The sequence below is a fragment of the Pseudonocardia kunmingensis genome, from assembly GCF_006716445.1.
In the GTDB taxonomy this organism is placed as follows: domain Bacteria; phylum Actinomycetota; class Actinomycetes; order Mycobacteriales; family Pseudonocardiaceae; genus Pseudonocardia; species Pseudonocardia kunmingensis.
In genome coordinates this window covers 663,133-687,267 of the sequence record NZ_VFPA01000003.1, presented here as the reverse complement: position 1 = coordinate 687,267, position 24,135 = coordinate 663,133, and the positions used below count along the sequence as shown (strand labels likewise).

Annotated in this window: 28 protein-coding genes; 13 read left to right on the top strand and 15 right to left on the bottom strand. The window is 74.1% G+C overall.

Translation table 11 applies throughout. The features are described 5' to 3' along the window. Positions 1 to 87 precede the first annotated feature (87 nt). The 7 genes from FB558_RS26150 (at position 88) to nadD (ending at position 5,128) form a co-directional block, all read left to right on the top strand. Positions 88 to 333, top strand: a complete 246-nt coding sequence (locus FB558_RS26150; protein ID WP_142057788.1) for a PIN domain-containing protein — start codon at positions 88 to 90, stop codon at positions 331 to 333. A gap of 52 nt (positions 334 to 385) precedes the next feature. After that, positions 386 to 1,819: a vWA domain-containing protein gene (locus tag FB558_RS26145; RefSeq protein ID WP_142057786.1), complete on the top strand. Its 1,434-nt coding sequence runs from the start codon at positions 386 to 388 to the stop codon at positions 1,817 to 1,819. An 88-nt stretch (positions 1,820 to 1,907) separates the two neighbouring features. After that, complete coding sequence (locus FB558_RS26140; RefSeq protein WP_142057784.1) at positions 1,908 to 2,555, top strand: TetR/AcrR family transcriptional regulator; 648 nt, start codon at positions 1,908 to 1,910, stop codon at positions 2,553 to 2,555. 41 nt (positions 2,556 to 2,596) lie between these two features. Continuing rightward, positions 2,597 to 3,217 carry an alpha-ketoglutarate-dependent dioxygenase AlkB gene (locus tag FB558_RS26135; protein WP_142057782.1) on the top strand — a complete coding sequence of 207 codons (621 nt, stop codon included), beginning with the start codon at positions 2,597 to 2,599 and terminating at the stop codon, positions 3,215 to 3,217. A gap of 245 nt (positions 3,218 to 3,462) precedes the next feature. After that, complete coding sequence (locus FB558_RS26130) at positions 3,463 to 3,822, top strand: SPW repeat protein (protein ID WP_142057780.1); 360 nt, start codon at positions 3,463 to 3,465, stop codon at positions 3,820 to 3,822. Between the two features lie 95 nt (positions 3,823 to 3,917). Then, complete coding sequence (locus tag FB558_RS26125) at positions 3,918 to 4,502, top strand: TetR/AcrR family transcriptional regulator (protein ID WP_142057778.1); 585 nt, start codon at positions 3,918 to 3,920, stop codon at positions 4,500 to 4,502. Between the two features lie 41 nt (positions 4,503 to 4,543). Next, positions 4,544 to 5,128, top strand: a complete 585-nt coding sequence (nadD, locus tag FB558_RS26120) for a nicotinate-nucleotide adenylyltransferase (RefSeq protein ID WP_142057776.1) — start codon at positions 4,544 to 4,546, stop codon at positions 5,126 to 5,128. Between the two features lie 12 nt (positions 5,129 to 5,140). Here the strand turns inward: nadD and FB558_RS26115 are convergent, their stop codons facing one another. Continuing rightward, entirely contained in the window at positions 5,141 to 5,584 is a 444-nt protein-coding gene (locus tag FB558_RS26115; protein WP_142057774.1) for an ATP-binding protein, read from the bottom strand. 14 nt (positions 5,585 to 5,598) lie between these two features. Further along, a complete protein-coding gene (locus FB558_RS26110) occupies positions 5,599 to 5,976 on the bottom strand; it encodes an STAS domain-containing protein (RefSeq protein ID WP_211366852.1) in 378 nt (125 codons plus the stop codon). A gap of 333 nt (positions 5,977 to 6,309) precedes the next feature. Between FB558_RS26110 and rsfS the strand changes: the two genes are divergently transcribed. The 4 genes from rsfS to FB558_RS26090 are packed head-to-tail and all read left to right on the top strand — an operon-like array spanning position 6,310 to position 8,955. After that, positions 6,310 to 6,720 (top strand): ribosome silencing factor, encoded by a 411-nt coding sequence (gene rsfS, locus FB558_RS26105; protein ID WP_142057772.1) that lies wholly within the window; start codon positions 6,310 to 6,312, stop codon positions 6,718 to 6,720. Beyond that, complete coding sequence (locus FB558_RS26100; protein ID WP_142057770.1) at positions 6,717 to 7,343, top strand: histidine phosphatase family protein; 627 nt, start codon at positions 6,717 to 6,719, stop codon at positions 7,341 to 7,343. Before rsfS ends, FB558_RS26100 begins: the two co-directional genes overlap by 4 nt. Further along, positions 7,340 to 8,095, top strand: a complete 756-nt coding sequence (octT, locus tag FB558_RS26095; protein ID WP_142057768.1) for a diglucosylglycerate octanoyltransferase — start codon at positions 7,340 to 7,342, stop codon at positions 8,093 to 8,095. Before FB558_RS26100 ends, octT begins: the two co-directional genes overlap by 4 nt. A gap of 11 nt (positions 8,096 to 8,106) precedes the next feature. Continuing rightward, positions 8,107 to 8,955 (top strand): DegV family protein, encoded by an 849-nt coding sequence (locus FB558_RS26090; RefSeq protein ID WP_142057766.1) that lies wholly within the window; start codon positions 8,107 to 8,109, stop codon positions 8,953 to 8,955. A gap of 93 nt (positions 8,956 to 9,048) precedes the next feature. Here FB558_RS26090 and FB558_RS26085 read toward each other — a convergent pair whose 3' ends face one another. Continuing rightward, positions 9,049 to 9,948 (bottom strand): LysR family transcriptional regulator, encoded by a 900-nt coding sequence (locus FB558_RS26085; RefSeq protein ID WP_142057765.1) that lies wholly within the window; start codon positions 9,946 to 9,948, stop codon positions 9,049 to 9,051. Between the two features lie 139 nt (positions 9,949 to 10,087). On the opposite strand from FB558_RS26085, the gene FB558_RS26080 reads away from it, so the two are divergent. Then, the gene (locus FB558_RS26080) at positions 10,088 to 11,521 is read left to right on the top strand and encodes an MFS transporter (RefSeq protein ID WP_142059107.1); all 1,434 of its coding nucleotides are present in this window, start codon (positions 10,088 to 10,090) and stop codon (positions 11,519 to 11,521) included. Positions 11,522 to 11,605: 84 nt separating this feature from the next. Here the strand turns inward: FB558_RS26080 and FB558_RS26075 are convergent, their stop codons facing one another. The 7 genes from FB558_RS26075 to FB558_RS26045 are packed head-to-tail and all read right to left on the bottom strand — an operon-like array spanning position 11,606 to position 18,612. Continuing rightward, positions 11,606 to 12,238: a class II aldolase/adducin family protein gene (locus tag FB558_RS26075; protein WP_246106755.1), complete on the bottom strand. Its 633-nt coding sequence runs from the start codon at positions 12,236 to 12,238 to the stop codon at positions 11,606 to 11,608. A gap of 17 nt (positions 12,239 to 12,255) precedes the next feature. Then, the gene (locus FB558_RS26070; RefSeq protein WP_142057763.1) at positions 12,256 to 13,011 is read right to left on the bottom strand and encodes a nucleoside phosphorylase; all 756 of its coding nucleotides are present in this window, start codon (positions 13,009 to 13,011) and stop codon (positions 12,256 to 12,258) included. Next, positions 13,008 to 14,054, bottom strand: coding sequence for a s-methyl-5-thioribose-1-phosphate isomerase (locus tag FB558_RS26065; protein WP_142057761.1), 1,047 nt, complete (start codon positions 14,052 to 14,054; stop codon positions 13,008 to 13,010). Before FB558_RS26065 ends, FB558_RS26070 begins: the two co-directional genes overlap by 4 nt. Further along, complete coding sequence (locus FB558_RS26060; protein WP_246106754.1) at positions 14,051 to 14,941, bottom strand: ABC transporter permease; 891 nt, start codon at positions 14,939 to 14,941, stop codon at positions 14,051 to 14,053. The genes FB558_RS26065 and FB558_RS26060 overlap by 4 nt, the downstream gene beginning before the upstream one ends. 2 nt (positions 14,942 to 14,943) lie before the next feature. Then, a complete protein-coding gene (locus FB558_RS26055; RefSeq protein ID WP_246106753.1) occupies positions 14,944 to 15,987 on the bottom strand; it encodes an ABC transporter permease in 1,044 nt (347 codons plus the stop codon). Further along, positions 15,984 to 17,591: an ABC transporter ATP-binding protein gene (locus FB558_RS26050; protein WP_142057759.1), complete on the bottom strand. Its 1,608-nt coding sequence runs from the start codon at positions 17,589 to 17,591 to the stop codon at positions 15,984 to 15,986. The genes FB558_RS26055 and FB558_RS26050 overlap by 4 nt, the downstream gene beginning before the upstream one ends. Then, positions 17,572 to 18,612: a BMP family ABC transporter substrate-binding protein gene (locus tag FB558_RS26045; protein ID WP_142057757.1), complete on the bottom strand. Its 1,041-nt coding sequence runs from the start codon at positions 18,610 to 18,612 to the stop codon at positions 17,572 to 17,574. Before FB558_RS26045 ends, FB558_RS26050 begins: the two co-directional genes overlap by 20 nt. A gap of 96 nt (positions 18,613 to 18,708) precedes the next feature. Here FB558_RS26045 and FB558_RS26040 point away from each other — a divergent pair, with 96 nt between their 5' ends. Continuing rightward, positions 18,709 to 19,440 carry a GntR family transcriptional regulator gene (locus FB558_RS26040; protein WP_142057755.1) on the top strand — a complete coding sequence of 244 codons (732 nt, stop codon included), beginning with the start codon at positions 18,709 to 18,711 and terminating at the stop codon, positions 19,438 to 19,440. Between the two features lie 80 nt (positions 19,441 to 19,520). Here the strand turns inward: FB558_RS26040 and FB558_RS26035 are convergent, their stop codons facing one another. The 5 genes from FB558_RS26035 to FB558_RS26015 are packed head-to-tail and all read right to left on the bottom strand — an operon-like array spanning position 19,521 to position 24,123. Next, positions 19,521 to 20,456: a 1-phosphofructokinase family hexose kinase gene (locus FB558_RS26035; protein ID WP_142057753.1), complete on the bottom strand. Its 936-nt coding sequence runs from the start codon at positions 20,454 to 20,456 to the stop codon at positions 19,521 to 19,523. Beyond that, positions 20,453 to 21,247: a DeoR/GlpR family DNA-binding transcription regulator gene (locus FB558_RS26030; protein WP_246106752.1), complete on the bottom strand. Its 795-nt coding sequence runs from the start codon at positions 21,245 to 21,247 to the stop codon at positions 20,453 to 20,455. The genes FB558_RS26035 and FB558_RS26030 overlap by 4 nt, the downstream gene beginning before the upstream one ends. Positions 21,248 to 21,305: 58 nt before the next feature. Further along, positions 21,306 to 22,292 carry an ABC transporter substrate-binding protein gene (locus FB558_RS26025; RefSeq protein ID WP_142057749.1) on the bottom strand — a complete coding sequence of 329 codons (987 nt, stop codon included), beginning with the start codon at positions 22,290 to 22,292 and terminating at the stop codon, positions 21,306 to 21,308. Between the two features lie 47 nt (positions 22,293 to 22,339). Further along, positions 22,340 to 23,362: an ABC transporter permease gene (locus FB558_RS26020; protein WP_142057747.1), complete on the bottom strand. Its 1,023-nt coding sequence runs from the start codon at positions 23,360 to 23,362 to the stop codon at positions 22,340 to 22,342. Continuing rightward, positions 23,359 to 24,123 carry an ATP-binding cassette domain-containing protein gene (locus tag FB558_RS26015; protein ID WP_142057745.1) on the bottom strand — a complete coding sequence of 255 codons (765 nt, stop codon included), beginning with the start codon at positions 24,121 to 24,123 and terminating at the stop codon, positions 23,359 to 23,361. Before FB558_RS26015 ends, FB558_RS26020 begins: the two co-directional genes overlap by 4 nt. Between the last annotated feature and the right edge of the window lie 12 nt (positions 24,124 to 24,135).

Genomic DNA, 24,135 nt, shown 5'->3' with positions numbered 1-24,135 from the left:
CGTCGCCGCCTCGTGGACCGGAGAGGGGTCGGTGGTCGAGGAGCTCATCGCCGACCGGCGCGCCGAGGCCGCGCGCGACGAGGGGCGATGACCGCGGTCGTCCTGGACACGTCCGCGCTGCCGGCCGGCCTGCACGGCGAGCCGGGGTCCGACGTCGTGCTGCCGCTGCTCGCGACCGCCGTCATGTCCGCCGCCACCTGGTCGGAGACCTGGCAGAAGCTGGACCAGCACGGCGTCGACGCCGACCGGACCGGCAACAGGTTGCGCGCACTCGGGCTGAGGGTCGAACCCGTCACGGAGGCCGACTGGATGTCGACGTGGACATCCGGCTGATCCCCTGAGCGGAGCCCTCGGCGCGGCCGCCGCCGCGGGGCATGATGGGGCGGTGGACGCGACGACGGTGCGCAGCACGGGCCACGGCCTGCCCGGGCACCTGGTCGACTTCGTCGGCGCGCTGCGGCGCCACGGGGTGTCGGTCGGGCCGGGGGAGACGGTCGACGCCGCGCGCGTGCTGGCCGTCCTGGACATGGTGCACCGCGAGCACGTGCGGGAGGGGCTGGCGGCCGCGCTCCTGCGCCGCTCCGGCCAGCGCGAGGTCTTCGACACGCTGTTCGAGCTGTACTTCCCGGCGGCACTCGGCGCAGGCGTGAGCGAGGTCGACGTCCCCCGCGTGGAGGACGCCGAGGACGGACCGGTGGACGTCGACGCGCTGCGCGACGTGCTCGCGGACCTGCTCCGCGCCGGCGACAACGCCGCGCTCGCCGAGCTGGCCCGCGCGGCCGTGGACGCGCTGGGGAGCTCCGGCGCCGCGGGCACCGGGGTGCGCGGCGCGAGCGCGCAGCCGGGCTGGTCGGCCTACCAGGCGCTGCGCGTGCTCTCGCCGGAGACGCTGCTGGCGCAGATCCTCGCCGACCTGCGCGAGGGAGCCGATGACGACTCCGAGTTCGCCGACGAGGTGCGCCGCCGCGAGATCCGCGACCGGATCGCGGCGTTCCGCAAGATGGTCACCGACGAGGTGCGGCGGCGCTCCGCGGAGGTCCGCGGCCGCGATCAGGTGGCGCGTTCGGCGGTGCCGACGCAGACCGAGCAGGTCGAGTTCCTCTCCGCGCACGCCGAGCAGCTGACCCGGCTGCGCCGCACGGTGCACCCGCTGGCGCGGCGGCTGGCGTCGCGGCTCGCCGTGCGGCGTCGCCACGCCAAGCGCGGCGAGCTGGACATGCGCCGCACCCTGCGCCGCTCGATGTCCACCGGCGGGGTGCCGATGCGCCCCGCGTACCGCGCCCGCCGTCCCGGCCGCCCGGAGCTGGTGGTGCTGTGCGACGTCTCCGGCTCGGTCGCGGGGTTCAGCCACTTCACGCTCCTGCTGGTGCAGGCGCTGCGCGAGCAGTTCAGCAAGGTGCGGGTCTTCGCGTTCGTGGAGCGCGCCGACGAGGTCACCCACCTGTTCGACCCCGGAGCGGAGCTGTCGGGGGTGATGCAGCGGGTGCTGCGCGAGGCCGACGTCGTCGCGTTCGACGGGCACAGCGACTACGGCGGCTCGTTCGGCAGCTTCGCCGAGCACTGGGGCGACGCGATCGGGCCGAAGAGCTCGCTGCTGGTGCTGGGCGACGCCCGCACGAACTACCGCGACCCGAACCTCACGGTGCTGAAGCGGCTGGTCGGGCAGGCCCGGCACGCGCACTGGCTCAACCCGGAGCCCCGCCGGCAGTGGGGCAGCGGCGACTCGGCGGCCCTGCGCTACGCCGACGTCCTGCCGATGCACGAGTGCCGCACCGCGGCCCAGCTCGCCGACGTGGTGGAGGCGCTCCTCCCGGTGTGACGCCGGATCCGCGCGCCGCGGGTCGGCGTGATCGCCGGGAGCGCAGCTGGTGGAATGGGCCCGCTGCCGACGCGCGGGAGGGGCGGGGATGGAACCGGAGCTGATCTGGCTGCGGCCGGAGAAGTCCGGCGTCGGGCGCCCCGCGCAGCGCAGCCGGGCGGAGATCACCCAGGTTGCCGTGCGGCTCGCCGACCGGTCCGGGCTCGACGCGGTGTCCATGCGGCAGGTCGCGGGCGAGCTCGGGACCGGCGCGGGGTCGCTGTACCGCTACGTCGACACCCGCGACGACCTGCTCGACCTCATGGCCGACCACGTCGCCGCCGAGTACCGGCTCACCGCGCCGACCGGCGACCCGGTGGCCGACCTGGTCGACCTCGGCCTGCAGGCCCGTGAGATCTACCGCCGCCATCCGTGGCTGATCGACCTGGTTCTGACGCGGCCGGTCATCGGCCCGCACGGTGTCGACGTCACCGAGCACGTCCTCGCCGTGCTCGCCGACCACCCGGCTCCCGGTCCGGACAAGCTCGTCGCCTGGGCGATGCTCACGGCGGTGGTCGCGGCGGCGACCCGCAACGAGCTCTCGGCCGCCGACACCCTGCGCAGCGCCCGGTACGTCGCGCACGTCGTCGCGCGGGGCGAGCACCCGCACCTCGCGGCGCTCGACCTGGCCTCGGCGGCGCCCGGGGACCCGCTCCCCGCAGCGCTCGCGAAGGTGGCGCGCGGGCTGCTGGCGTGATCGGCATCGAACTTGTGTTCGAGTCGGCGTAGCGTGGCGGCATGGCCGCTCCGGACCTCGCCTGGCAGCCCTCGCTGCTCGACGCGCCCGCGCTCGAGCTCGATCGCGCGTTCGGCGCGCTGCGCCGGCGCGAGCTCGCCGAGGGGGCGTGGGTCGACCACGCGCCGGGGTGGTGTCGCGGAGCCGACGTGCTCTTCGGCCGGCTGCTGGGCGAGACCCCGTGGTCGGGGCGGGAGGTGCGGATGTACGACCGCGTCGTCCGCGAACCCCGGCTCACCCACCGCTGGCGCCTGGACGACGGGCCCGCGCCGCCCGCGGAGCTGGGCGAGATGGCCCGCGTGCTGAGCGAGCGCTACGGCGTCGCGTTCACGCAGGTCGGCGTCAACCTCTACCGCGACGGGGCCGACAGCGTCGCCTGGCACGGCGACCGGGTGGCGCGCGAGCTGCCCGAGGCCGTCGTCGCGCTGGTCTCGCTCGGTGCCGGGCGGCCGTTCCGGCTGCGGCGGACGGGCGGTGGCCCGTCCATCGGGTACCTCCCGGGCCCGGGCGACCTGCTGGTCATGGGCGGCTCCTGCCAGCGCACCTGGCAGCACTCGGTGCCCAAGACGCGCGTGGCTCCGCCGCGGATCAGCATCCAGTTCCGCCACGCCTACCCGCGCTAGTCGGCGGCGCGAGCCGTACGGCAGGGTCCTCGCGGCGCCTTCCCCGGGTGGCCATGATCAGACCTTCGGCGCGAGAACGGGCGTTCTCCACCCGGGAACGCGCCGAAGTTCTGATCGTGAGGTCGGCTCGAGCTCGCCGGCCAGGGTGTTCCGAAGGTCTCATCGCGCTCGGCTCCACCACCTTGACCGGGCGGCCAGTCAAGCGCACTATGGAGGCGTCTCCTCACGAGGGAAGGGTGATCGCAATGACCAGGGCATGGCAGCGGTGGCAGGACTGGGCGGCACTGGTGATCGGTGTGCTGACCGCGCTGTCGCCGATCGTGGTCTCCACCGACAGCGCCGCGATGTGGTCGCTGATCGTCTTCGGCGTGTTGATCGCGGCGGCGGCGCTGTGGTCGCTCGCGCAACCGGGCTCGGTGGCCAGTGAGTACGTGCACGCGGTGCTCGGCGCCCTGCTGTTCATCTCGCCGTGGGTGTTCGGCTACGCCGACCTCGCCGGCGCGTCCTGGACGTCCTGGGTCGCGGGTGTGCTGACGGTCGCGGTGGGCCTGGCGGCCCTCCCGTCCGCCAACGCGGAGCACCGGGGGCTGGCCGGCAGCCACTGACGGCGAGCACCGAGTGGCCACGAGCGGCCCTTCCGTCCAGGTTCCTCGGACGGGAGGGCCGCTCGTACAGTGACCGGGGAGGGGTGGAGGAGCACATGGCGGAGACGGCGGCACCGGACGAGCCGGGCGCGCGTGAGCGGATCCTCGCCGCGGCCGAGCAGCTCTTCGCCGAGTCCGGCTTCGACGCCACTCCCACCTCGCGGATCGCCGAGCGCGCCGAGGTGCCGAAGGGCCTCGTCCACTACTACTTCAAGCGCAAGCCGGACCTGCTCTCCGCGCTGGTCGAGCGGCTGCCCGACGACCGGATCGACCCGGACCGCGTCGTGGTTCCCGGCGATGTCGCCGCCAGCCTGCACCGGCTCGTCGACGCCTTCGACCGCGCGCTCGACACGTCCGCCGTGCTGTCGCACCTGCTGTGGCGGGAGGCGGACACGCACCCGGCCGTCCTCGACGCGCTGCAGGCCCGTTTCGACCGGATGGTCGCCCAGATCCGGGCAGTCGTCGCGGCGGCGCGCCCGGACGGCTGCCCCGTCGCGGACGTCGACTGCGCCGCCCAGCTGCTCGCCTCGGCCGTCAGCTACCGGCACTCGGTCGCCCGGCACGCCGACGACGGGCAGGAGGCCATGCACCGCGAGCTCCGATTCCTCGCCGATGCGCTGGCTGCGGGTGCAGGCGCCTGACCTGGCCCCGCCCGTCCGATCGGGCCGTTTAGGCTTCGGTGATGGAGCGCAAGATCGGGGTCATGGGCGGTACGTTCGACCCGATCCACAACGGTCACCTGGTCGCCGCCAGCGAGGTGGCGGACCGGTTCGGGCTCGACGAAGTGATCTTCGTTCCCACCGGGCAGCCGTGGCAGAAGTCCGAGCGCACGGTGAGCAGGCCCGAGGACCGCTACCTGATGACGGTGGTCGCCACGGCGTCCAACCCGATGTTCTCGGTGAGCCGCGTGGACATCGAGCGCCCCGGGCCGACCTACACCGCCGACACGCTCACCGACCTGCACGCCGAACACCCCGACGCCCAGCTGTACTTCATCACCGGCGCCGACGCGCTGGCGCAGATCCTGACCTGGCAGAAGCTGGACGAGCTGTTCCGCCTCGCGCACTTCGTCGGCGTCACGCGCCCCGGATACACCCTCGACGACGACCACCTGCCCGACGGCGCGGTCAGCCTCGTCGAGGTGCCGGCGATGGCGATCTCGTCGACCGACTGCCGGCGCCGCGTCGAGCAGGGCCGCCCGGTCTGGTACCTGGTGCCCGACGGGGTGGTGCAGTACATCTCCAAGCGACGGCTCTACCGGGACTAGTGGCGGGGCTCACTAGCGCAGCGGGGGCACCTTCGCGCTGGTGAGCAGCATCGTGGTGCCGTCGGGCTCCCGCGACACCTCGATCGCGTCCATGCAGGCGTGGATCATCAGCAGGCCCGGCCCCTCGAAGCCGTCGGGCTCGGGTGACCACATCTCGCCACCCGCCACCGCGACGAGGACGCGCCGGCACCCGTCGGGCTCCGCGTACTGCCGCGCCGCCACCCGCACCTCGGCGCCGATCGCCGACGGGTGGGTCTGCTCCACGGCGCTCGTCACCGCCTCGTTCACTGCCATGACGACGTCGTCGATCTCGCGGTCCGGCCAGCGCAAGGCCCGCAACCAGCGGTTGAACCGCTCCCGGACGACCGAGAGCGACACCGGGTCGGCCATGAGGACCATCGAGATGACGTCCTCCGGCGGGCCGGCGCCCGACGGTTCCTGCGCGGTTCCTCCCACCAGCGGCCCGCCGGTCAGGCCGCGACGGCCTCGTCGACGGTGCTGTAGAGCGCGAGCACCTCGTCCAGGCCCATCGTGCGGATCGGCCGGATCACCGGACGCGCCGGGTCGACGACGACCCGCAGCGGAGCGCCCAGCTCCCGGCCGTCGTCGTGGAGCGCGACCAGCAGCCCGAGGCCGGAGGACGACAGGAAGTCGACGCCGGTGAGGTCGAGGACCACCGGAGCCCCCGTCGCCTCGCGCAACGCCGCGCTCCCGGCCTCCATCAGCCGTCCTCCCGTGCTCAGGTCCACCTCGCCGCGCACGGCGAGCACGAGGCACCCGTCCCGGTCGTCACGTTCGATCGTCATCAGCTGCTCGGCCGGCGGCACCCCGCCGAGTGGACCGTTCATGCTGGCGCAGCGTACAGACGCCCCCTGAGGGCTCACCCGGTCGCGGGCCCCCGGTCGGGGAGAGCCCTCGAGCCGACTCCCCCAGCACCCGCCGGGCCAGCGCGACGACGTCCCGCAGCCCGCGCCGGTCGAGCAGCCGCGCCACGTCCCGGGCAGCCGCCTGCGCGACGTCGTTGCTCTCGACGTTCCCGCTCGTGGTCATCGGCCCCCGCAGCCTTCGGACGTCCTGCCGCACTGCTCTTTCCCGTTGCGACCCGCCCGGTAAACCCGCCCGTTCGGGGGCTGGGACACTGGTGTGGAGCAGGTGGGCCGCGCCCACCGGGAAGGGGAACGGTGACGGCGACCGACGAGGCACTCGACCTGGCCCGCGTGGCCGTGGCCGCCGCGGCCGACAAGAAGGCGCAGGACATCGTCGTGCTCGACGTGTCCGACCAGCTCGTGATCACCGACTGCTTCGTGATCGCGTCCGCGCCGAACGAGCGGCAGGTGCAGGCCATCGTCGACGAGGTCGAGGAGCAGCTGCGCCGGCGCGGTGCGAAGCCCACGCGGCGCGAGGGTGCCCGGGAGGGGCGCTGGGTGCTGCTGGACTTCGTCGACGTCGTCGTGCACGTCCAGCACACCGAGGAGCGCGGGTTCTACGGGCTCGACCGGCTGTGGAAGGACTGCCCCCGCGTGGAGTTCCCCGAGGCGGTCGTCGAGGCCTCCACCGATGCGTCCACCGACGGCGCAGGGCCGACCGGGTGAGCCTGCGCAGGCTCGTGCTGCTGCGCCACGGGCAGACCGACTACAACGTCGCGGGCCGCATGCAGGGCCACATCGACTCGCTGCTCACCACCACCGGTGCGGAGCAGGCCACCGCGGTGGCCCCCGAGGTCGCGCGGCTCACCCCGGACCGGCTGATCAGCTCGGACCTCCGCCGCGCCGTCGACACCGCGGACGTCGTCGCCGCGGCCTGCGGGCGTCCCGTCAAGCTCGACCCGCGGCTGCGCGAGACCCACCTCGGCGAGTGGCAGGGACGCACGGTGGCCGAGATCGACGAGGAGTGGCCGGGGGCGATCGCCACGTGGCGGTCGGACGCGGGGTGGGCCCCGCCGGGCGGCGAGTCGCGCGTCGACGTCGTCCGCCGTTCGCTGCCCGTCGTCGAGGAGCTGGACGAGGAGTACGACGGCACCGGACCGGAGAGCACCGTCGTGCTGGTGGCCCACGGAGGGCTGATCGCCGGGCTGGTCTGCGGCCTGCTGGCGCTGCCGGTGTCCAGCTGGCCCGCGATCGGCGGCATGGGCAACTGCCGGTGGGCGGCGCTGGCCCGCCGTGAGGACCACCCGCGCTGGCGGTTGGCCGGGTACAACGTCGGCGCCGGGGGATGACCGGCCGGCCCGTCCTGCTGGTGCTCGGCGACTCGCTGGCCTTCCACGGGCCGCAGCGACCGGAGCCGGCCGACGAGCCGCGGTTGTGGCCGAACGTCGCCGCGGCGGCGCTCGGCGGGCGCGCCGAGATCGCCGCCGGCACGGGCTGGACGGCCCGGCACGCCTGGCACGCCCTGACCTCCGACCCGCGGGTGTGGGCGGTGCTGCCGTCCGTCGAGGCCCTCGTGCTCGGCGTCGGGGGCATGGACACGCTGCCCTCGCCGCTGCCCACCGCGCTGCGGGAGCTGATCCCGGCGGTGCGGCCCGACCCGCTGCGCCGCGTGGTGCGCGGCGCCTACCTGCGCGCGCAGCCGGTGCTGGCGCGCACGTTCGCGGCGGCGCTGCCCGGGGGCGGGCCGGTGGCGCTGCCACCGCGGCTGACCGTGCGGTACCTGCAGCGGTGCTGCGACGCGGTGCGCGCGGTCCGGCCCGGTCTGCCCGTCGTGGCGGTGCTGCCGCCGCCGCACCGGGCCGCGTGCTACTCGTCGGTGCACCCCGGGCGGCCGGCCGCTGAGCGGGCGACCCGCGCGTGGGCGCGGTCCGCAGGCGTGGCGCTGCTCGACCTCCCCGCGCTCGTGGGCGCGCACGTGCTCGGCGGGCACGGCAACCCGGACGGGATGCACTGGGGGTGGGAGGCCCACGCCGCGGTCGGGGCGGCGTGCGCCGGCCTGCTGCGCCCGGGACGAGCGTCGGCCGCCGTGCAGTCCCGCTAGGCTCCGGCGCCGTGCCCGTCGCCGTCGTCACCGACTCCACCGCCTACCTCCCCGAGGGCGTGGCGCAGCAGCGGGGCATCCGCGTGGTGGCGCTCGAGGTCCGGCTGGGGGAGCGGGTCGGCAGGGAGGGCGTCGACATCGACGCCGCCGAGCTGTCCGCGGCGCTCGCCGACCGGCACCTGGAGGTGCAGACCTCCCGGCCGACGCCCGCGGAGTTCGCCGCGTGCTTCCGGGCGGCCCTGGACGGCGGCGCCGACGAGGTCGTGTCGGTGCACCTGTCGCGGGAGCTGTCGGGCACGTGGGACGCGGCGCGGCTGGCGGCCGACGAGGTGGCCCCCGGCCGCGTGCACGTCGTCGACTCCCGGTCCACGGCGATGGGTCTCGGGTTCGCGGTCCTCGCGGCGGCGGACGCGGCGGAGGCGGGGGCCGACGGCGTCGACGTCGTGGCGGCCGCCGAGAGCGTCGCGGCCCGCTGCCGGCTGTTCTTCTCCGTCGACACCCTCGACCGGCTGCGCCGCGGCGGGCGGATCGGTGCCGCGGCCGCGCTCTTCGGCACCGCGCTGGCGGTGAAGCCCCTGCTGCACGTGGCGCAGGGCCGGATCGTGCCGCTGGAGAAGGTCCGGACCTCGGCCCGGGCGGCCCAGCGGCTGGTCGACCTGGCGGCGCGGGCGGCCGGCGACGGTCCCTGCGACCTGGCGGTGCACCACCTCGGCGCGGCGGCGCGTGCGGAGGAGCTGGCGGTCCGGCTCCGAGAGCGGTTGCCGCAGGTGACCCGGTTGCTCGTGTCGGAGGTCGGCGCGGTGATCGGCGCCCACGTCGGGCCCGGGCTGCTCGGGGTGGTCGTGGTGCCGAAGGCCTGAGCCGTTCAGCCGGGCCCGCTCAGCGCCCCCGGCTGCCCACCAGTGGCCAGGTGTCGCCGGTGCGGGCGACCACCGGGCGAACCTTTCGATCTCCTACGCGTCGAGAGCGTGGCGGATCGTGTCGCGCAGCCAGCGCTGGGCCGGGTCGGCGTCGAGGCGGGCGTGCCAGAGCATCCGCATGTCGACCTCCGGCAGGGCTGCCGGGATGGGGAACCAGCGGATGCCGAGCGCCTCGCCGTACCGCTCCGCGAGGCGTTGCGGGACGAGCCCGACGTGACCGCTCGAGGCGACCAGCAGCACCGCGACGGCGAACGTCGGAACGATCGCGGTGACGTGGCGCCCCAGGCCCGCCGCCTCCAGCGCGTCGTCGAGCGGCCCGCGCGCGCGTCCCCGGCGGGACGCCGAGACGTGGGGATACCGGGACAGTTGCGCCAACGTCGGGCGGCGGTGCCGGCCGAGCGGGCTGTCGGCGCGGACGATGCCGACGAGTCGTTCACCGTAGAGCCGGGCCGACCGGATGTCGGGGGCTGCGACGTCGCCCGCGCCGATGTCCAGGTCGATCGACCCGTCGCGCAGCGCCTCGATGCTCTCGCTGCCCTCCGCGACGAAACGGAGCCGCACGCCCGGGGCGACCGCGGCCGTGGCCTCGACCGCCGCCGTCGCCAGGGTCGCGGCGACACCGTCGTTGATGCGGATCGTGAAGGTGCGCTCGAGCTCGGCGACCGCGAGCCCGCGGCCGGCACTGATCAGCGCCGACGCCTCGTCGAGCAGCGACCGCACCCGCGGGGCGGTGCGCAGCGCGAACGGCGTGGGGACCATCCCGCGACCCGCGCGCACCAGGATCGGGTCGCCCGTCGCCCGCCGGAGCCGGCCGAGCGCCCGGCTGGTGGCCGGGATGGACAGGTGGAGGCGCTCGGAGGCCGCCGTGACGCTGCCCTCCCGCAGCAGCGCGTCGAACACCCGCAGGAGGTTGAGGTCGAGCTGCTCCGACATGGTTTGCACCATACGCAAGTCTGCTTTACGGAAGTTGCGTGGCGTGGAGATGGCAGTCGTCCATAGCGTCGGCTCCATGTCCTTGAGAATCTTGGTCCGCGATCATGGCCGCGTCGCGCGACTCAGCCTGTTGCCGATCATGTGCGCCTGTGTCGTACTCGTGGTCGGGATGGTCGCGGCGATCAACCTCGCGGTCCCGATGCTCGCCGCGAGCGCACTGCACCCGAGCGCGTCGGCGCTGGTCTGGATCGTCGACACCTACGTGATCGTCTTCGCCTGCCTGGTGATCCCCGGCGGGGCCGCGGGCGACCGCTTCGGGCGAAAGGGGGTGCTGCTGGCCGGTCTGGTGCTGTTCGCGGCGGGTGCGTTGCTGTCAGCGATCGCCCCGGACGTGGCCGTGCTCCTCGTCGGCCGGGCGGTCACGGGAGTCGGCGCGGCCGCCGTGCTGCCCAACACGCTCGCGGTGCTGCTGCACGCCGTCCCCGTCGAACGCAGGGGCGCGACGATCGCGACGTGGGCGTCGATGACCGGCGTCGGCGGCGTCGTCGGCAACTTCGGTGGCGGTGCCGTCCTGTCCTCCGGGTCGTGGCGCTGGCTGTTCGCCGCCGCCTGCGCGGTCGCGCTGCTGCTCGCCGGGGTCGTGGCACGGGTCGCGCCGGTCTCGTCGCGCCACGACCACCGCCTCGACCCGCTCGGTGCGGCCCTGCTCGTCGGCGCCTCGGTGGCGCTGCTGGTCGGCATCGTCCAGGGCCCGGAGGCGGGCTGGGGCAGCGCGCTCGTCATCGGCGGGTTCGCCTGCTCCGCCGTGCTGTTCACGGCGTGGACGCTCGTCGAGCTGAGGGCCGAGCACCCGCTGCTCGATCCCCGGTTGCTCCGCATCCCGGCACTGCGCAGCGCGTGCCTCGGTATGACGGCGGTCTTCTTCGGGATGTTCGCGCTGTTCTACGTCAACGCCTCGTTCCTGCAGTACGGCATGGGGTTCAGCGTGCTGCAGACCGGTCTCGGGATCCTCCCGCTGACCGTCCCGATCGTCGTCGGCGGGCGGCACGTCGGACGCCTGTCGCAGCGGATCGGTCTCGACTCCACGGTGGCCGTCGCGTTCCTGTGCATCGGCGGCGGGCTGCTCGGCCTGTCCACGAGCGACGCGCAGACCCCCTACGCGGCCTACGCGGCGTGGCTCGTCGTGACCGGGGTCGGGGTGACGCTGGCGCTGCCGACGCTCTCCGGCGTCATCGCGGGCTCACTGCCGCCGGCCCAGGCCGGGGTCGGCACCGGGCTGCAGGCCACCACCCGCGAGTTCGGCAGCGCGCTCGGGGTGGCCGTCATCGGCACGGTGCTCACCGCCCGGTTCGCCGCCGAGCTCCCACCGGACGTCCGCGCGGGCCGCGACCCGCACACCGTGGCCCAGGCCCTCGCCGCGACCACCCCGGACCGCGCCCCCGACGTCGTCGCGGCGTTCGTCACGGCCGTCGACGCCGGCATGCGGCTGATCGGTGTGGCCGTGCTCGTCATCGGCGGGCTCGTCCTGCTGGAGTCGCTGCTGTCCCGGCGGCGGCTCCGCGCCCCGGCGTAACCGACCGGTCACGCCCGACCTCCGCGCAGGAGAAGGAGAATGCACGGGTCGTGGTGCCGAGGGTCGACGGGCCGGGCCGCAGCCTCACACGTGCCGGAGCCGGGCGAGGTGCTCGGCGGGGAACCGCAGCGTGCGGTCGCCCAGGGTCAGGAGCCGGTAGGTGGCGACCGCGGCCTCCTCCAGGTTGGCCGCCCGGCGGAACGCCATCCCGACGTCCGCGCCGAGTGCCGAGCAGCCGTGGTGGGCCAGCACCATGACGTCGTGCTGCTCGGCCTGCTCCGCGGACAGGTCGGCCAGCTCGTCGGAGCCGTTCGGGTGGTAGGGGACGTGCCCTATCGCGCGGACGTAGACGGCGTGGTCGAGCGTGACCAGCCGGATCTCCTCGCCGAGCGCGTCCACGAGCACGGCGTGCTGCGGGTGCAGGTGGACCACGGCGTGCACGTCGGGCCGCCGCTGGTAGGTGCGCCAGTGCAGCTTCCACTCCGAGGAGGGCCGCTCCGCGCCGCCGAGCACCCGCCCGTCGTCGGCGGCGACCGTGCTGAAGTCGTCGGGGGTGAGCCGGTCGAGCCAGGTTCCGGCGGCGGTCACGACGAACCGGTCGCTGCCGGGCAGCCGGGCCGAGAGGTTGCCCCCGCTGGCGAGCGCGAGCCCGCTGCGCACCGCGGACCGGCCCACGTCGGCCAGCTGGTCGTACAGGTCGTCGATGGTGGTGGCCACGCACACTGCTGGTGTCCTCAGCTCGGTCGGGGGACGGGGATCCGGGTGAGCGCGTCCAGCGCCACGTGCATGCCGCGCTCGACCCCGGCGTCGACCACCGCCCGGTGCGGGTCGTACCCGGTGGTGTCCCTGAGCTCGTCGGCGGCGGCACCGTCGATCACCAGCACCCCGCCGCAGGTGAGGCCGCGCAGGGTGCCGAGCACGAGCAGCGCCGAGAGCTCCATCTCGATGGCTCGCACGCCGGCGTCCACGTACATCCGGAGGGGGAGCTCCAGGTGGGCGGGGTAGAACGCCGCCCTCGTCCAGACCAGCCCGCGGTGGTGCGGGGCCCCGTGCTCCGCGGCGGCGGCCGTCAGGGCGAGGACCGCCTCCGGGCTCGAGACCGCCGGGTACTCGGCGGGTACGAGCTGCGCGGTGACCCCGTCGTCGCGGACCGTCGCGTCGGCGATCACCAGGTCACCGTCTTCGATCTCCGGCTGCAGCGCTCCCGCCGTGCCGAGTCTGATGATCGTGCTCACCCCGGCGTCCGCCAGCTCCTGGAACAGGCAGATCGCGCCGGGGCCGCCCACGCCGTGGGAGGACACGAGGACCTCGGTGCCCTTCCAGCGCCCCCGGAAGGTGCGGTACTCGCGGGCGTGGGCCACCTCGGACGCGTCGTCGAGGGCCTTCGCGATGCGCTCGGCCCGGAACGGGTCACCCACGACGAGCGCCCGCCGCGGGCTGCCGGTGCGGGGGATGCGGGTGACCGGGAGCAGGTCGGGGTGGCTCGTCATCGCTGCACCTCGGCGGGGTCGTTGTGGTAGGAGGCCATGTCGTGGGGCGAGAAGCGGCCCCGGTCCGTCACCACGGCGCTGACGAACCGCGGGGGCGTGATGTCGAAGGCGGGGTACAGGCCCGCGACCCTCGTGGAGGCGGTGCGCCTGCCGAGGCAGTGCAGGACCTCGTCCCCGTCGCGGTTCTCGAGCTCGACGGACGCGGCGTCGGGCGCCTGGCGGTCCGGGGCCTGCACGAGCGCGACGTAGGGGACGCCGAAGGTGTGCGCGGACACCGCGATCTGGAGCGTGCCGATCTTGTTGACGACGTGGCCGTCCATCGTGACCCGGTCGGCGGCGGTGACGAACGCGGTGACCTCCCCGCGGCTCATCAGGTGGGCGGCCATGCCGTCGGTGATGAGGCGGGTCGGCACGCCCATCTCCGCGAGGCTCTCCGCCGTCAGCCGGGCTCCCTGCAGGTAGGGCCTGGTCTCGGTGCAGATCGCGTCGATCCGCTTGCCGGAGCGCAGGACCGCGGCCACCGTCTCGGTGAGGTAGGACTCCGCCCAGCAGTGGGTCAGGACGGTCGCGCCGTCCGGGATGAGCGGGGCCGCGTGCTCGCCGAGAGCGCGGCTGCGCGCGAGGTAGCGGTGCCCGGCGTCGAGAGCGCTGTGCTCCACGACGGGAGCGAGGCGTTCCCCCGCGGCCAGAGCGGTCTCGGTGACCTCGAGCAGTTCGGCGACGACGTCGCGGATCTGGTTGTTCGTCGGCCGCGTCGACACGAGCCGGCGCCCGGCCCCGGCCATGAGCTCCCGCCGCTGTTCGACGGTGGCGAGCCGGTCGGCGTCCCGGGCGGCCAGCGCCATCCCGGCGGCGGCCGCGAAGAGCGGCCCGCTGCTCTGGGTGACCATGTCCTCGATGGCCCTGGCCACGTCCTCGTGGTCGCGGCAGGTCACCCACGTCCGTTCGAAGGGGAACACGCGGCGGTCCAGGATGCGGACGGCGTCGTCGTCGAGGAGGACGCTCTGACTGATGAGCGTCGGGACGGGGACGGTCGAGGTCACACCTTCTCCTGGTGGGGTTCCGATGGTCGGGCGGGCAGCAGCCCCCGGCTGCGCAGGCTCGCTGCGACGAGGGCCAGGAGGGTGAGGGCGTAGGGCGCTGCCGAGGCCACCTGCGACGGGAGGCCGAGGCCCTGGAGGCGGAACCCGATCGCCTCCGTCGTCGCGAACAGCAGGCTGGCGAAGAGCACCCCGAACGGCGCGGCCTGGCCGAGCATGACCGCGACGACGGCGACCCAGCCGCGGCCCGCCGTCATGTTCTGGGAGAACAGCACGACGTTCCCGAGGGCGAGCTGCGCCCCGGCAAGGCCGCAGAGCACCCCGCTGGCCAGCACCGCCGCGTGCCGGTAGGTCGCCGGGTTCACGCCGAGGCTGTGGGCGGCCTCCGGCGCTTCGCCGACGCCCTGCAGCCGGAATCCCCAGACGTGGCGCCGGAGGAACAGCGAGAGGATCGGGACCAGCGCCCAGGCGAGGTAGGTGAGCGGGGTCTGCCCGCCGACCGTGGGGAGACCCTGCAGCGCCGGGTCGGTGAAGGTGCCCTGGGTGCCGAAGGTGGTGCGCAGCAGGAACGCCGTGAGCCCGACCGCGAGCAGGTTCAGGGCGATGCCGACGATGATCTCGCCACCGCCGAGCCGGATCGAGGCAACGGACAGCACAGCGGCCGTCGCGGCTCCGGCGAGCACGGCGGCGCCCACCCCGATCCACGCGCTCCCGCCGAACCAGCTCCCTGCGACCGCGGCGAAGGCGCCGATGAGCATGAAGCCCTCGAGGCCCACGTTGAAGACGCCCGCCCGGGCACACAGGGCACCGCCCAGCGCGGCCAGCAGGACCGGGGTGAGGGCGCGCAGGACCGACGAGACGAGCGAGATGTCGATGATGTCGGCGAGCATGGTCAGACCTCGTTCTTCCGGGTTCGCCGACCTGCCACGCCGATGCTCGCCGCGAGGATCACGATCACGACCGCCTGCAGCACCGAGCTCAGCTCGCGGGGGATGTCGGTCGAGCGCTCCATGCCGAACCCGCCGACCTGCAGCGCCGCGAAGAAGACGCCGGCCAGCGCGGCTCCGAGCGGGTTCGCGCGTGCGAGCAGGGCGGCCAGCAGCCCCGTCCACGTGTAGCTCGGGACGATCAGGGCTCCGTCGATGAAGCGGTGCGGGAAGGAGGTCACGAGCATGGCGCCGACCAGGCCGGCGACGGCGCCGCCGCCGACCATCACCCGCGTCACCATGCGGGGGACGTCGACGCCCGCGTACTCGGTGAAGCGCCGGTTGAGCCCGGTGAGCCGCACCTCGTAGCCGAACGGAGTCCTCCGGTCGATCACGACGACGACCGCGACGACGGCCACGACGACCAGCAGGCTCGCGGCCACGCCGAACACCGTCGGCATCCGGTAGGCCTCCCCGAGGGGCGGGGTCTGGGGCAGCCCCGTCCCCGGATCGCGCAGCGGGAACCGGACGAGGTACGAGGCGAGGGCCACGACCGGGTAGGACAGCAACAGCGAGCTGACCAGGAGCGGCACCCCCAGCCGGTTCTCCAGGACGGCGGGAACCGCACCGACGAGCCCGCCGGCCATGGCCCCGGCGGCGAGCGCGACCAGCAGCGACACGGGCATCGGCAGGTCGACCGTGGTGCCCACGACGACCGCCGTGATCCCGCCGGCGACGATCTGCCCCTCGCCGCCGAGGTTCACCACCCCGGCCCGCAACGGGACCGCCACGGCGAGCGCCATGGCCACCACCGGAACCGCGACGGAGATCGTGTTGCGCCACTGGCTCGGGCCGCCGAAGGCTCCGGTCACGATCGCCGCGTAGGCCTCGAGCGGGTTGCCGCCCGCCGCGAGCAGGATGATCGAGCCGACCAGGAGCGACCCCAGCAGGGCGAGCGCGACCGGCGACGACAGGAGCCCGCGGGCCACGGTGCTCGGCGTCACGGTCACCGTTCGCCCTCCCCGCCGGGCGGGCGTGCTCCCGGTGCGATCCCGGACATGGCGAGGCCGACCTCCTCCTCCGTCGCGGTCTCGCGGGGGAGGACCGCGACCACGCGGCCCTCGAACATCACCGCCAGCCGGTCGGCCAGCGCGAAGAGCTCGCTGAGCTCGGCCGAGGTCAGCAGCACGGCGTGACCGGCGTCGCGGTAGGCGCGCAACCGCGCGTGGATGTTCTCGATGGCCCCGATGTCGACGCCGCGCGTCGGCTGGTCGACCAGCAGGACCGGCGCGTCGTGGGCCATCTCGCGCCCGACGATCAGCTTCTGCAGGTTCCCCCCGGACAGCGTCGCGGCGGGGACGGCCGCGGAGCGGACCTTGATGCCGAGGGCGCCGACGATCCTCTCGGCGTGCTGCCGGGCCGCCTTGCGGTCCATCGTCCACCCCCGCCGCAGCGGCGGTTGCCGGTGGAAGCCCATGGAGAGGTTGTCGCCGACCGGCGCGTCGACGGCCGACCCGGTGGCGGCCCTGTCCTCGGGGATGTAGGCGATCCCGGCCCGCCGACGTTGCCCGGCGGAGAGCGGGTCGAGGCTCGTCCCGTCGACCCGGACGCTGCCGCGCTCGGCCCCGCGCAGCCCGGCGATCGCCTCGAGTAGCTCCACCTGACCGTTGCCGGCGACGCCGGCGATGCCCACGATCTCCCCGGACCGCACCTGCAGGGTGACGTCGTCGACCGCAGGCCTGCCGGCGGTGCCGGGCACCGTGAGCCGGTCGACCTCGAGGACGGGTCCGGCCGGCCGGCCGGGGACCCACCGGCCGTCGAGGTCGACCGACCGACCGGTCATGTGCCGGGCGATCTCGTGGGCGTCGGTGTCGGCGGTCGTCAGGCGCGCGACGGTTCGCCCGTCGCGCAGCACGGTGACCGAGTCGCTGATCTCGAGCACCTCGCCCAGCTTGTGGGTGACGATCACGGCGGTGCGTCCGGACGCACGCAGGTTGCGGAGCACGTCGAACAACAGCGCGGTCTCCTGCGGCGTGAGCACGGCGGTCGGCTCGTCGAGGATGAGGACGCGCGCCTCCCGGTAGAGCGCCTTGAGGATCTCGACCCGCTGCCGGACGCCGACCGACAGGGACGCCACGCGCGCCCGGGGATCGACCTGCAACCCGTGGCGCGTGGCGAGGTCGGCGACCTCGCGGTGCGCCGCCGCGCGGTCCAGCACGCCGCGCAGCCGCTGCGGTTCGGCCCGGTACACCACGTTCTCCGCCACCGTCATCGACGGGAACAGCCGGAAGGCCTGGTGCACCATGCCCATCCCGGCGGCGGAGGCGTCGATCGGCGACCGGAACCGGGTGGGCACCCCGCGCACGCGGACCTCGCCCGCGTCCGGGGCGATGAGCCCGTACAGGACGGACATCAGCGTCGACTTGCCGGCGCCGTTCTCCCCGACGAGGGCGTGGATCTCCCCGGGCGCGAGGCGCAGCTCGGCGTGGTCGTTGGCCAGCACCCCGTTCGGGAACCGCTTGACGATGCCGACCATCTCGACCTCGGGCTCGTCCCCCGGCCGGCCCGGGTCGCCGCCCGGTGCGGCGTTCCCCTCACACGCCTGCCGGGTCATCGACTCGCACCTCGCCGCTGACGATCTGGTCGCGCACCCTCGCGAGCTCGGCCTGCACGTCGGGGTGCTGGGCGATGACGCACTGGGTCTGCGCGAGGCCCTCCTCGAGGCCGGTCAGCGTCACGCCGCCCTCGGCCAGCCCGTAGGACACGGTCGTGCCGCCCTGGCCGGCCAGGATCTTCTCGACGCCGTCCGCGGTGACCCGGTCGACCTCCTTGATCACGTTGTCGACGACCTGACCCGGCGCGAGCCCGCACTGGTCGACGTCGACACCGAACGCGGCGAACCCGCTCTGCTTCGCCGCGTCGAAGACGCCCAGGTTGCCCGCGGCGCTCGACGCGATGACCTGGTCGACCGACTGCGCCGCGAGGGACAGCGCCTGCTCCTTGGCCCGGGCGGGGTCGTTGAACGGGCTCGGCCCCCCGACGTAGAGCGGGGTGAACGAGACCTGCGGGTTCACGTGCGCCGCGCCGGCGCCGAAGGGATCGGAGAACCGGCGGATCTGCGGGGTGTCGAGCGCCACCACGGCGCCGACCTTGTTCGTCGTGGTGAGCAGCCCGGCCTCCACCCCGGCGAGGAACGTGGCCTCGTGCTCGCGGAACACGGCGCACGTCACGTTCGGGAACTGCTCGGTGGTGCAGGCGTCGACGAAGAGGAACTGCTGGTCGGGGTTGGCGGTGGCCGCGGCGGCGATCGAGTCGGCGAACTCGAAGCCGACGACCGCGAGGACGTCGGGCTGCTCGGCGACAGCGGCCTCGACCTGCTGCTGGACGGTGGTTGCGTCCTGGCTCTGGAAGACCTTCGAGCTCGCGCCGTGCTGCGCGGCCGCGTCCTCGACGCCCTTCACCGCCAGCTGCAGGAACGGGTTCACACCCACCGGCTCCGGGGTCACCAGGATCAACGACCGGCCGTCGTCGGCGGCGGCGGGCGCCCGGTCGGCGTTGGCGTTGCAGCCGGTGAGAGCGACGGTGCACAGCGCGACGGACGCGACCGCGACGAGGTGACTGCGCGCTGGAGGCATGAACGCTCCTGTAGGTCGTCTGACGACTAGTGTCTGATAAGTTGGCGTCACTATCGGGTAGGCAAGTTGTCGACGTCAAGCTGACGGAGGGCGTGCATGGCGACCAGCCGGCTTCGTGACGCGCGGTCGCTTCCCGTCCAGCTGGCCGACCGGTTGCGTGAGCGCATCAGCAACGGCGACTGGGAGCCGGGCCACCGCCTGCCCTCTGAGCAGCAGCTCGCCGGTGAGTACGGGGTCAGCCGCGCCACCGTGCGCAGCGCGCTGCGCCGCCTCGCCGAGAGCGGCCTCCTGCGCGTGCGGCAGGGCGCCGGCACGTTCGTCACGTCACACGGTGGCGGCATCCGAGCGGGTCTGCAGGACCTCCGCTCGACGAGCCGGATCATCGCCGAGCAGGGCTACACGTGCGAGGTCGTCTACCGCCTTCGCGAACACCGCCTGGCCACGCAGGAGGAGGCCCGGCGCTTCGACAGCACCGGCCCCCTGCGCGTCGTCGCGCTCCAGCGCAGCTTCCTGGCCGACGACGAGGTCGTCGCCTTCGAGCACGACCTCATCAACGCCGAGGCCCTTCCGGACGACGTGGACCCCGACGACATCACCGGGTCGGTGTTCGAGTACCTCGAACCCCACGGTCTCGTCCCGGCCCAGGCCGTCGCCCGCGTCCACGCGGTGCACGACCCGGCGATCGGATGGGGGCCGGGGCAGCCGGACACGCCGCTGTACGTGTGCCTCGACCAGGTGCACTACCTCGTCGGCGGTGAACCGATCTCGTGGTCGCGCACGTGGTTCGTCGAGGACAAGTTCGAGTTCGTCCTGGTGCGCAGCCGCTGACCGCGCCACGCCTGACGAACGGCACTTTCGTCGCTTCCTAACCGACGAAAGTGCCGTTCGTCCGGCGGGTTGGCACGTGATCAGCCCGCGCGGAGCCTGCGGTCCAGCGGCGGGTCGGCGGTGATCGTGACGGGGACGGCGTCGTCGCTGCCGCCGAACAGCGTGCCCCGGTGCTGCACGGCCGCGGCCGCCCACCGCAGCCCGCGGGCGAGGGCGTCCCGTCCGCTGCCGCCTGCGGCGAGGAAGCCGGCGAGCAGCGCGTCTCCCGCACCGACGGTCGACACGATCGGCACCGCGGGCGCCTCGCCGTGCAGCACCCCGGACGAGTCGACGAGGAGCGCGCCGTCCGGGCCGAGGCTGGCCAGCACGGAGCGGACGCCGCGCACCCGCAGCTTCTGGGTGGCCGAGACGACGTCGTCGAAGGTCCGCAGCTCGGTGCCGGTGGCCTCGGCGAGCTCGTCGACGTTCGGTTTGATCACGTCCGGCCCGGCGTCGAGAACGGCGTGCAGCGGGTGGCCCGAGGTGTCGACGGCGACCAGCACCCCGCGCCGGCGCCCCTCCTGCACGAGCGTCGCGTAGAACTCGACGGGCACGCCCGCGGGCAGGCTGCCGCAGCCGGCCAACCAGCGCGCCGTCGTCGCGTGCTCGAGCGCCGTGCTCACCAGATGCGCGACCTCGGCGGTGGTGAGCTCGGGGCCGGCCTCGTTGATCTTGGTGACGGTGCCGTCCGGCTCCACGATGCTGATGTTGCTGCGGATGTCGCCCGCGACCGGTACCGCGTGGAAGGGCAGCCGGGCCGCCCGCAGCATCTGGGTGAGCTGGGCGCCGACCGGCCCGCCGAGCGGGAGCACCGCGGCCGTCGCCACGCCGTGGGTGTTCAGGGCGAGCGCGACGTTGACGCCCTTCCCGCTGGGCTCCGACCAGCTGTCCGTGCTGCGGACCACGGCACCGTGGGGGAGGGCGTCGACGAACACGGTGCGGTCGACGCTCGGGTTGGGGGTCAATGTGACGATCATGCTTGCTCCACGGTCAACCCGGCCGACCGCAGCGCGGCCAGGTCGGGCCCGGGCAACCCGGTGTCGGTGATCAGGACGTCGACGTCGGCGAGCGCGCCGTGCTGGCACAGGCTCACCATCCCGACCTTGCTGTGGTCGGCCAGCAGCACGGTGCGGCGGGCGCACTCGAGCATCAGCCGCTTGATCGCGGCCTCCGCCGGGTCGGGGGTGGTGAGGCCGCGGGTCAGCGAGATGCCGTTGGTGCCGAGGAACGCGATATCGACGTTGATCTCCCGAAGGGCGCGTGCGGCCCACGTGTCGACCTCGGCGAGGGTCGGCCCGCGCACCCGGCCGCCGAGGGTGTAGACGGTCACGTTCGGCTTGGCGACGACGGTCAGCGCGATCGTGAGCGTGTTGGTGAAGACGGTGAGCTCCCGGTCTGCCGGGAGCAGCTCGGCGAGCCGCGACGTGGTCGAACCGGCGTCGAGGAACACCGAGCCGGCGCGCTCCAGGTGGGCCAGCGCGGCGCGGGCGATCCGGCTCTTCTCCTCCGCGTACTCGGTGCGCGCCGCGACGTCCGGCTCGAAGGTGAGGTCGTCGACCGGAAGGGCGCCGCCGTGCACGCGGCGCAGCAGCCCCTGCCGTTCGAGGACGATGAGGTCCTTGCGCAACGTCTCGGCCGTGACCCCGAACTCGGCGGCCAGGTCGGCGGCGTTGACCTGCCCCGTGGCGCGCAGCGCCGCGAGGATGGCCTGCTGCCGCTTCGCGGCGTACCGGTAGGGGCCGGGGCCGTTCCCGGGGCGTCCGCTCACGGACCTCATCGTGCCGGTTCCTCCGCTCCCACGGCGCGTGCCGATCCCGCCGGTCCGCTCAGCACTCGGCCTTGTAGACGGCCTGCTGCACCTCGGGCTGCGCGAAGTTCTCCTGGGTCACCGTGATCGTCCCGGTCGGCACCTCCTTGGTGACCGGCTTGCCCGTCATCGCGGCGACGATCTGCTGCACCGCCGTCGTGCCGATCTCGTAGGGCTGCTGCGCGATGAGCGCCTGCACCTCGCCCTGCTGGAGCTGCTTGACCTGCACCGGGCCCGCGTCGAAGCCGACGACCTTGACCTGGCCGATCTTGCCGGCGTTGCGCAGGCCGGTCGCGGTGCCCTCGGCGGCGAACTGGTTGGTGGCGAAGACGCCCGCCAGGTCGGGGTGCGCGGCCAGGGTCGCGCCGATGATCGACGCCGCCTTCGCCGGGTCGTTGTCGTTGACCTGGGCGCCGATGTAGGTGATCCCGGGGTGCGTCGCGATCTGCTGCTCGAAGCCCTGCTGGCGCGCGTCCGAGGTCGAGGCGCCGGCCTTGAACGCGATCACCAGGACCTTGCCCTGGTCCCCGACGAGCTCGGCGAGGGCGTCGGCGGCGGCCGCACCGCCGGCGCGGTTGTCGGTCGACACCGACGTCGCGGCCAGCTCGGTGTTCTCCAGGGTCGTGTCCACGAGCCCCACGGCGATGCCGTTCTGGTTGGCCTGCAGCAGCGGCGGATACATCGCGACGGTGTCGGTGGGCGCGATGAGCAGCGCAGCCGGCTTCTGCGCCACGACGCCGTTGACGATCGGGGTCTGCAGCGAGGGGTCGAACTGCTGGGGCGCCTGGACGTCGACGGTCATGCCCTGCTCGGCGGCAGCGGCCTGGATGCCGCACTGCATGGTGATGTAGAAGCTGTCGCCCGCCACCCCGGGGACGAAGGCGAGCGACTGGCCCTGGACGCTGTCGCGGACCTCGGGCGCCGCGGCCGTCGCCCCCGACGAGCATGCGGCCGTACCGGCCACGGTGACGGCGGCGAGCGCGCCGAGGATCATCTTCTTGCGCATGGAACGTGCTCCACTCGTGAGGAGGAACTGCGGGGACGGGGGAGGGGTCAGCCGCGGGAGCGGGCCCGGCGGCGGAGCTGGTCGAGGTAGACCGCCGCGATGAGCACGGCGCCGACGGCCACCTGCTGCCAGAACGGCGAGACGCCGAGCACGACGAAGCCGTTCTGCAGCACGGTCGGGATGAACACCCCGATGACCGAGCCGACGACCGTGCCGACGCCGCCGAACAGGCTCGTGCCGCCGATGACGACCGCCGCGATCGTCTGCAGGTTGTCGGTCGAGTGCCCGGCGAGCGTCGTCGTGGCGAAGCGGGCGAGGGACAGGAAGCCGGCGAGCCCGGCCAGCGCGCCGGCGAGGGCGTAGACCTTGATCAGGTGTCGGGCGGTGTCGACACCGGCGCGGCGCAGCGCCTCGGCGTTGGAGCCGATCGCGTAGGTGTAGCGGCCGAAGCGGGTGCCGGCGAGCACGACCCCGGCGACCAGCGCGACCAGGGCGGCGATCACCACGAGCGCGGGGATCCCGGCGACCCGCCCCGACCCGACGTTCAGCACGAGCGTCAGCGGGACCTCGCGCACGTCGATCCCGCCGGTCAGCAGCAGCGCGGAGCCCAGCGACATGCCCAGCGTCCCGAGCGTGACGATCAGCGCCGGGATGCGGGCCTTGGCGACCAGGAACCCGTTGAGCGCGCCCCAGGCCGCCCCGGCGACGAGGCCGCCGAGCAGCCCGAGCAGGATCACGCCGATCCCGTCGCCGCCCAGCGCCTGCATGATCTTCGCGGCGATCACGCCGGAGAACACGAGCACGCCGCTGACGGACAGGTCGATGCCCGCGGTGAGGATGACGTAGGTGGCGCCGACCGCGAGCACCAGCAGGATGGCGGCGTCGGCGGCGATGTTGGCCGCGTTCGCCGGGGTGGCGAAGCTGGTCGGCCGCAGCACGGTGAACGCGGCGACGAGGAGCACGAGCACGCCGAAGATCCGCGTCGCCGGCGCGGCGGCCAGCCGGCGCCAGGTGCTGGTGGTCGCGACGGTGGTCGTCGGCTCGGACTGCGTGGAGAGTGAGGACGTCATCGGGTCTGCTCCTTCACGACGCCGCCGGTCGTCGCGGCGACGAGGTCCTCGACGGTGGTGCCCGCCGTCGGCAGCTGCGCGACGCGCTCGCCGAGGCGCAGCACCTCGACCCGGTCGCACACCTCGAGGACCTGCTGCATGTTGTGGCTGATCAGCACGACTGCGATGCCGGAGTCGCGGACCCGGCGCACGAGGTCGAGCACGCCCTGGGTCTGCACGACGCCGAGGGCCGCGGTCGGCTCGTCGAGGAAGATCACCTTCTGGGCCCACATCGCCGCCCGCGCCACCGCGACGCTCTGGCGCTGACCGCCCGACAGCTCGGCAACCGCGGCCCCGGCGTCCTTGAGCTGCACGTTCAGCCGCACCACCTCGTCGGCGGTGCGCTGCGCCATGGCCCGGTGGTCGAGGAACCCGAGCCGCCCGAGCAGCCCCGGGCGCAGGATCTCCCGGCCGAGGAACAGGTTCGCCGCCGGGTCGAGGTCCGGCGCCAGCGCGAGGTCCTGGTAGACGGTCTCGACGCCCGCGTCGCGGGCGTCCTGCGGGCTGGCGAACTCGCGCGGCGTGCCCTCGACGAGGATCTCGCCCGCGGTGGGCCGGTCGGCACCGGAGAGGATCTTGACGAGGGTGCTCTTCCCGGCGCCGTTGTCCCCGATGAGGCCGACGATCTCGCCCGCGCGGACGCCGAAGTCGGCGCCGCGCAGGGCCTGGACGTGCCCGAAGGTCCGGACGACCCCGCGCGCCTCGAGCAGTAGTTCGGTCATCTTTCCTCCAGC

Coding starts and splice junctions, on each gene's coding strand:
- FB558_RS26085 (WP_142057765.1), bottom strand. CDS start 9,948: ATGTCGGAGCAGCTCGACCTCAACCTCCTGCGGGTGTTCGACGCGCTG.
- nadD (WP_142057776.1), top strand. CDS start 4,544: ATGGAGCGCAAGATCGGGGTCATGGGCGGTACGTTCGACCCGATCCAC.
- FB558_RS26050 (WP_142057759.1), bottom strand. CDS start 17,591: ATGACCCGGCAGGCGTGTGAGGGGAACGCCGCACCGGGCGGCGACCCG.
- FB558_RS26015 (WP_142057745.1), bottom strand. CDS start 24,123: ATGACCGAACTACTGCTCGAGGCGCGCGGGGTCGTCCGGACCTTCGGG.
- FB558_RS26150 (WP_142057788.1), top strand. CDS start 88: ATGACCGCGGTCGTCCTGGACACGTCCGCGCTGCCGGCCGGCCTGCAC.
- FB558_RS26110 (WP_211366852.1), bottom strand. CDS start 5,976: ATGAACGGTCCACTCGGCGGGGTGCCGCCGGCCGAGCAGCTGATGACG.
- FB558_RS26135 (WP_142057782.1), top strand. CDS start 2,597: ATGGCCGCTCCGGACCTCGCCTGGCAGCCCTCGCTGCTCGACGCGCCC.
- FB558_RS26035 (WP_142057753.1), bottom strand. CDS start 20,456: ATGATCGTCACATTGACCCCCAACCCGAGCGTCGACCGCACCGTGTTC.
- FB558_RS26020 (WP_142057747.1), bottom strand. CDS start 23,362: ATGACGTCCTCACTCTCCACGCAGTCCGAGCCGACGACCACCGTCGCG.
- FB558_RS26060 (WP_246106754.1), bottom strand. CDS start 14,941: ATGCTCGCCGACATCATCGACATCTCGCTCGTCTCGTCGGTCCTGCGC.
- FB558_RS26130 (WP_142057780.1), top strand. CDS start 3,463: ATGACCAGGGCATGGCAGCGGTGGCAGGACTGGGCGGCACTGGTGATC.
- FB558_RS26125 (WP_142057778.1), top strand. CDS start 3,918: ATGGCGGAGACGGCGGCACCGGACGAGCCGGGCGCGCGTGAGCGGATC.
- FB558_RS26140 (WP_142057784.1), top strand. CDS start 1,908: ATGGAACCGGAGCTGATCTGGCTGCGGCCGGAGAAGTCCGGCGTCGGG.
- FB558_RS26080 (WP_142059107.1), top strand. CDS start 10,088: ATGTGCGCCTGTGTCGTACTCGTGGTCGGGATGGTCGCGGCGATCAAC.
- FB558_RS26070 (WP_142057763.1), bottom strand. CDS start 13,011: ATGACGAGCCACCCCGACCTGCTCCCGGTCACCCGCATCCCCCGCACC.
- FB558_RS26040 (WP_142057755.1), top strand. CDS start 18,709: ATGGCGACCAGCCGGCTTCGTGACGCGCGGTCGCTTCCCGTCCAGCTG.
- FB558_RS26025 (WP_142057749.1), bottom strand. CDS start 22,292: ATGCGCAAGAAGATGATCCTCGGCGCGCTCGCCGCCGTCACCGTGGCC.
- FB558_RS26045 (WP_142057757.1), bottom strand. CDS start 18,612: ATGCCTCCAGCGCGCAGTCACCTCGTCGCGGTCGCGTCCGTCGCGCTG.
- octT (WP_142057768.1), top strand. CDS start 7,340: ATGACCGGCCGGCCCGTCCTGCTGGTGCTCGGCGACTCGCTGGCCTTC.